6 protein-coding genes are annotated in these 5,388 nt (G+C 52.0%); 3 read left to right on the forward strand and 3 right to left on the reverse strand.

Going from position 1 to position 5,388, the window contains the following annotated elements:
• The 3 genes from ctaD to VSS37_RS21445 form a co-directional block, all read left to right on the forward strand.
• On the forward strand, positions 1-1,476 hold a 1,476-nt coding region (gene ctaD / locus VSS37_RS21435), incomplete at its 5' end, for a cytochrome c oxidase subunit I (protein WP_324698572.1).
• A gap of 10 nt (positions 1,477-1,486) precedes the next feature.
• Positions 1,487-2,056 carry a cytochrome c oxidase assembly protein gene (locus VSS37_RS21440; protein WP_324698574.1) on the forward strand — a complete coding sequence of 190 codons (570 nt, stop codon included), beginning with the start codon at positions 1,487-1,489 and terminating at the stop codon, positions 2,054-2,056.
• Positions 2,057-2,079: 23 nt separating this feature from the next.
• On the forward strand, positions 2,080-2,949 hold the full coding sequence (locus VSS37_RS21445; protein ID WP_324698575.1) for a cytochrome c oxidase subunit 3: 870 nt from the start codon (positions 2,080-2,082) through the stop codon (positions 2,947-2,949).
• A gap of 89 nt (positions 2,950-3,038) precedes the next feature.
• Here the strand turns inward: VSS37_RS21445 and VSS37_RS21450 are convergent, their stop codons facing one another.
• From VSS37_RS21450 to VSS37_RS21460, 3 genes are all read right to left on the reverse strand, one after another.
• A complete protein-coding gene (locus tag VSS37_RS21450; RefSeq protein WP_324698577.1) occupies positions 3,039-3,770 on the reverse strand; it encodes a response regulator transcription factor in 732 nt (243 codons plus the stop codon).
• A gap of 283 nt (positions 3,771-4,053) precedes the next feature.
• Positions 4,054-4,626 (reverse strand): alpha/beta hydrolase, encoded by a 573-nt coding sequence (locus VSS37_RS21455; RefSeq protein ID WP_324698579.1) that lies wholly within the window; start codon positions 4,624-4,626, stop codon positions 4,054-4,056.
• A 99-nt stretch (positions 4,627-4,725) separates the two neighbouring features.
• Positions 4,726-5,343 (reverse strand): YcjF family protein, encoded by a 618-nt coding sequence (locus tag VSS37_RS21460; protein WP_324698581.1) that lies wholly within the window; start codon positions 5,341-5,343, stop codon positions 4,726-4,728.
• Between the last annotated feature and the right edge of the window lie 45 nt (positions 5,344-5,388).

The raw sequence follows: 5,388 nt of genomic DNA on the forward strand, positions 1-5,388 counted from the left end.
TACCTGTGTTTTTCCCTGCTGATGCTGTTTGTGGGCGGGGCGATGGCGTTGGTGATCCGTGCGGAATTGTTTCAGCCCGGCCTGCAATTGGTGGACCCGGTCTTTTTCAACCAAATGACCACGCTGCATGCCTTGACCATGATCTTTCTGGTGGTGATGCCTGCGTTCGTGGGCATGGCCAACTGGATGGTGCCATTAATGATCGGCGCGCCGGATATGGCCTTGCCGCGCATGAACAACTGGAGCTTCTGGATTTTGCCGTTCGCCGCCGCGCTGTTGCTTTCCACCTTGTTCGTGAAAGGCGGTGCGCCCGCAGGCGGCTGGACCATGTATCCGCCGCTGGTGCTGCAAACGGGGGAATCCCTGCCGTTGCTGATTTTTTCCATTCATCTGCTGGGAATTTCTTCCATCATGGGGGCGATCAATATTATCGCCACCATCATGAACCTGCGTGCGCCCGGCATGACGTACATGAAAATGCCGCTGTTCGTGTGGACGTGGTTCATTACCGCTTACCTGCTGATCGCCGCCATGCCGGTGCTGGCCGGGGCAATCACCATGCTGTTGGCCGACAAGTATTTTGGCACCAGTTTTTTTAATGCGGGCGGTGGCGGCGACCCGGTGATGTTCCAGCATCTGTTCTGGTTTTTTGGCCATCCGGAAGTGTACATCCTGATTTTGCCAGCGTTTGGCATCATGTCGCAGATCATTCCAACCTTCGCCCGCAAGCCGTTGTTTGGCTATGCCTCCATGGTGTATGCGACCGCTTCGATCGCCTGCCTGTCCTTCATTGTGTGGGCGCACCACATGTTCACGGTGGGGTTGCCGGTGCGGGCGGAATTGTTCTTCATGTTTTCGACCATGCTGATTGCGGTGCCGACCGGGGTCAAGGTGTTCAACTGGGTCGCCACTATGTGGCGCGGTTCGCTGACGTTTGAGACGCCAATGCTGTTCGCCATTGGTTTTGTGGTGCTGTTCACCATCGGCGGCTTTTCCGGGCTGATGTTGGCGATCACACCAGCGGATTTCCAGTATCAGGACACGTATTTCGTGGTGGCGCATTTCCATTATGTGCTGGTGCCCGGCGCGGTGTTTTCGCTGATCGCCGCCACCTATTTCTGGCTGCCTAAGTGGACTGGGCACAGGTATAACGAAACGCTGGGGAAACTGCATTTCTGGCTGTCCATTGTGTTTGTCAACGTGACGTTTTTCCCGCAGCATTTTTTGGGGCTGGCGGGGATGCCACGGCGGATTCCGGATTACGCCGTGCAGTTCGCGGATTTCAACATGGTGTCCTCCATCGGGGCTTTCGGCTTTGGCCTCAGCCAGTTGCTGTTCCTCTACATTGTGGCGCAGACCATTCGCGGCGGGGCCAAGGCTGGCGATCAGGTGTGGGAAGGCGCGCAGGGCCTGGAGTGGACGTTGAGTTCCCCGCCCCCTTACCACTCTTTTGCGGTGCAACCAACCATCAGGTGAGGGGAGAGGCATGAAACAGGATGGCGACAGGGGGGAGCTTGACATGCAACCGCAGGGGAAGGTGTCCCGCCGTTCGTTGTTGAAATTGTCCGCCATTCCGGTGCTGATGTTCGGGTTCGGTTTCCTACTGGTTCCGTTTTACAGCGTGTTTTGCCGGGTGACGGGGCTGAATGGCAAAACCGGCAATATTTCCGCAGCGGCTGCCAACCTGTTGCAGGAGGACACTTCCCGGTTGGTCAAAATCCAGTTTGTCGCCAGTGTCAACCAGAACGGGCCGTGGGATTTTCATCCGGTGCAGACTTCCATGCTGGTGCATCCGGGCAAGCCTTACTCCACGCGCTATTACGCCCGCAACCGGCTGGAACAAGCGATGGTCAGCCAGTCAGTTCCCAGCATTGCGCCGATCCAGGCGACCCAGTATTTCAAGAAGGCCGAGTGTTTCTGCTTTACCCAACAGGCTTTTCGGGCCGGGGAGGCGCGGGAAATGCCGGTGACGTTTGTGGTCAACCCTGAGCTGCACAGGGATGTCGACACCATTATCCTTTCCTATACCCTGTTCAGCGTCAGCCGGGGTGCGTGAACAGGCTCCCAGTGAGGTGCTCCATGGCCAATGATATCGAACACAGCCATTATTACGTTCCTGAACGGACTTGGTGGCCCATCATGGGGTCGGTTGGCTTGACGGCGCTGGTGGCGGGCTTTTCCTATACCCTGAATGGCGGCGATGGCAAATGGGTAATGCTGGTGGGCGCGTTGGCGCTGGCCGCCATGTTGGTTGGCTGGTTTGGGCAGGTGATCCACGAAAGCGAAAGCCGGGCTTACAGCGGTTGGGAAGACAGGACGTTCCGCCTGGGCATGAGTTGGTTCATTTTTTCCGAAGTCATGTTTTTCGGCGCTTTTTTCGGTGCGCTGTTTTATGCGCGGGTGCTGGCGGTGCCCTGGCTGGGTGGTCTGGGGGAAGGTGCCCAAACCCATCAATGGTTGTGGGATTCTTTCCAAGCTGTATGGCCCACCAACGGGCCGCAAAAACTGGGCGGCACATTTGAGCCGGTGCCCGCTTGGGGGTTGCCAGCGCTGAACACCCTTATCCTGCTGAGTTCCGCTGGAGCGGTCACTTGGGCGCATCACGCCCTCAAACGAGGCAATCGTCGCAACCTCATCCTCGGTTTGTCCTGCACTGTTCTGTTGGGGTTCCTGTTTGTCATATTGCAGGGGAAGGAATACCTGCATGCCCATACGGAACTGAACCTTAGCTTGGGTTCGGGAATTTACGGCTCAACCTTTTTTATGCTGACTGGGTTCCATGGCCTGCATGTGACGCTGGGGGCCGTTATGTTGAGTGTGATCCTGCTGCGCGCCCTGCGCGGACATTTTACCCCAGAACACCATTTCGCGTTTGAAGCGGCGGCTTGGTATTGGCATTTCGTGGATGTGGTGTGGCTGTTCCTGTTTATTTTTGTTTATTGGTTATAATAATGAAAAATTGTGGGGCGGAATCGCTGATAATGATGCAGCCCTGTCACAGGCGCACGTCGCAAAAGGGTGGCGATTTTTACAAACGGCTAGGAATTGGCGATTAACTCTTCAGATAAATTGGAAAGCTGCAAACGGTAGCCTTTTCCCCGGACAGTGTAAATACAAACTGGAGCGGAAGGGTCTGCTTCAATCTTTTTTCTCAATTTATTGATATGTATATCGATGCTGCGGTCAAGAGGATTATAGTTGCTGCCCCTGGTCTGCTCCATGATTTCATCACGGCTGACGGCTGACCCCTCATTAATGTATAATAATTTAAGGATGCTGGCTTCCACCGCCGTGAGTTTAACTTTTCGCTCTTCTTGCATCAGCGTGCCGGTATGGGTGTCGAATTGCCAACATCCCATAGGGACAAACCGGCTGTCGTTTTTTGATTGGAGGCTGCTTCCCAAAATGTTTTCAATTCGGATAAGCAGCTCCTTGAATTGGAAAGGCTTTAATAAATAATCACGCGCCCCAATTTCCAATCCGGCCAAGCGTTCATGCTCATTGCCTCTCACGGAAGCCATAATAACCGGAATTTGCGGGTGATAATGTTGCAGCCACTTTAGCCAGTAATAGCCATCCCGGTTTGGCAATTCCACATCCAAAATTATCAAATCAATGCGTTTTGTTTGGAGTATGGAAGGCAGAAGGCCGCCATCTGTCAGGCAATCCGCCATATAGCCCGTACTAGCTAAAGACCGCAAAAGAAAGTTTTGCAAAATAACATCATCATCTACGATAAGCAGCTTTTTGATCGCATGTTTTTGTAACATGGGCACATAACTTCTTTATTTTAACCGAGAGGGTGAAGTAAACCTGCATATACAATATGCAAAAGTAGAAAACCTCCTTCTCAATCTACCAAAATAAGCGAACACTCACGCTATAACACTTAACACCTCAACTGCGCTACGGCCATACTACTATATATTTTGTTTTATGTGTATTAAAAATTGCACAATCTTTAATAATTATAGATGTTATCATCATAAATATTTTAATTCATAAGCTCTTCCTAAAAATCTTGACTTTTCTGTATTTAAGGTAAATTTGTCCTCAAAAGCTGTATTCTTTGTAAGAATGCCGTATAAGATGGCCATCGCCCAACAAGGTGTCTTTAATCAGTTTGGCGATTTTCAGCAGCAAAGCAGGTTCGGAATTCAGGTAACTTAAGGTTTTGGCCCCTGCAACCGGCATTGCGACGCTCTGCCAAGAAAAGTTGCCAATGCCTTCCCAATTTGGGGGTGGGTTCAGTAAGACAACCTGCCGCACCGGGAATGTCGTCGCCAAATGCAAGGCAGCCTGTGCGCTACAATCTGACGCCACAATGCTTAATGGCTGGGAATCAAAACAGGCGTCAATAATATCGGTCGCTTGCGTCACTTGGGTTTGCCAATGCAGGCCGCTATGGGCAGGCATATTGGTGCTGCCGCCGAATCCGCTAAAATCAAACGCGCAGGAAGAAATGGCGTGTTTTTTCAGTAATAACTGCCGTAGCAGCAAAAAGCCGCTCCGTCCTTCCGCAGTGTCGCCATGCAAACATAATAATTCCGGTGGCAGGCTTATATCATCACTGATAATGTCGCCATGCAGGTAGTTGCCATCGAATTCAATAAAAAATGGTTCCACCTTCCGGTGGAAAGTATTTAGCTCGTCCAAAATATCACCCCGTTTTCATTATGACCCAGTATAGGCAGCGTTGGCTGGCGTGATGCTGCTGTTACTGCGTCATGATCCAGTGCTGGTTGTCGCCGATGTGTCCAGCTTGCCTTTAGCGAATGTTTTCCCCTCCTCCAATTGCTGTTTGAAAAACATTTGCCAATGCTTGCTGTCAAAATTCTGCAAAGTCCCACCCGCTTCAAAATGGCGGATAAAAACCTGTCCTGTCGCATAAATGGTGGCGCCAGCCAGCACCGTCATGCTGATGCCGCCGCCGATAGTCCCGATTCCCGGAATCAGTTTGGCGAAGCTGCTCAACCCCAAAACCGTTAATACGGGCAGGGAGCCGCTTGCCAGCGCCGACACCATACCCCGTCCGCGCTGTTCATCAAACGCCACCTGATAGTGTTTGCAAAGTGTGCGCAGCAAATTAAGCTGGACGCCGCTCAATGCGGCAATGTCGAACAATGGGGCGGGCAACAGCCCTAGCGCCATGCCTGCAACCATATGTGTTTTGATGACGTTTTGGGCGGAAACATGCTTGCCTTGTAAGGAGGCGGCTGCCAGTTTGATTTCCACTTCCTGCAATCTGAAGGTCAGGTCATCAATCAATTGGGCTTGTTCGCTGGCGTTGGTCATGCTCACATTCTGTTGTTTGAGCCTGTTGGTCAGGTCATTAATAGACATTATTCCAAAATCTCGCCCTTGTCCCTAGTCAACAAATCATGTAAA

Origin of the sequence: Candidatus Thiothrix phosphatis (assembly GCF_035668035.1) — a bacterium.
GTDB classification, from domain to species: domain Bacteria; phylum Pseudomonadota; class Gammaproteobacteria; order Thiotrichales; family Thiotrichaceae; genus Thiothrix; species Thiothrix phosphatis.

Excerpts from the sequence above, each read along its gene's own strand:
- VSS37_RS21450 (WP_324698577.1), bottom strand. The coding sequence starts at position 3,770 with ATGTTACAAAAACATGCGATCAAAAAGCTGCTTATCGTAGATGATGAT.
- VSS37_RS21460 (WP_324698581.1), bottom strand. The coding sequence starts at position 5,343 with ATGTCTATTAATGACCTGACCAACAGGCTCAAACAACAGAATGTGAGC.
- VSS37_RS21445 (WP_324698575.1), top strand. The coding sequence starts at position 2,080 with ATGGCCAATGATATCGAACACAGCCATTATTACGTTCCTGAACGGACT.
- VSS37_RS21440 (WP_324698574.1), top strand. The coding sequence starts at position 1,487 with ATGAAACAGGATGGCGACAGGGGGGAGCTTGACATGCAACCGCAGGGG.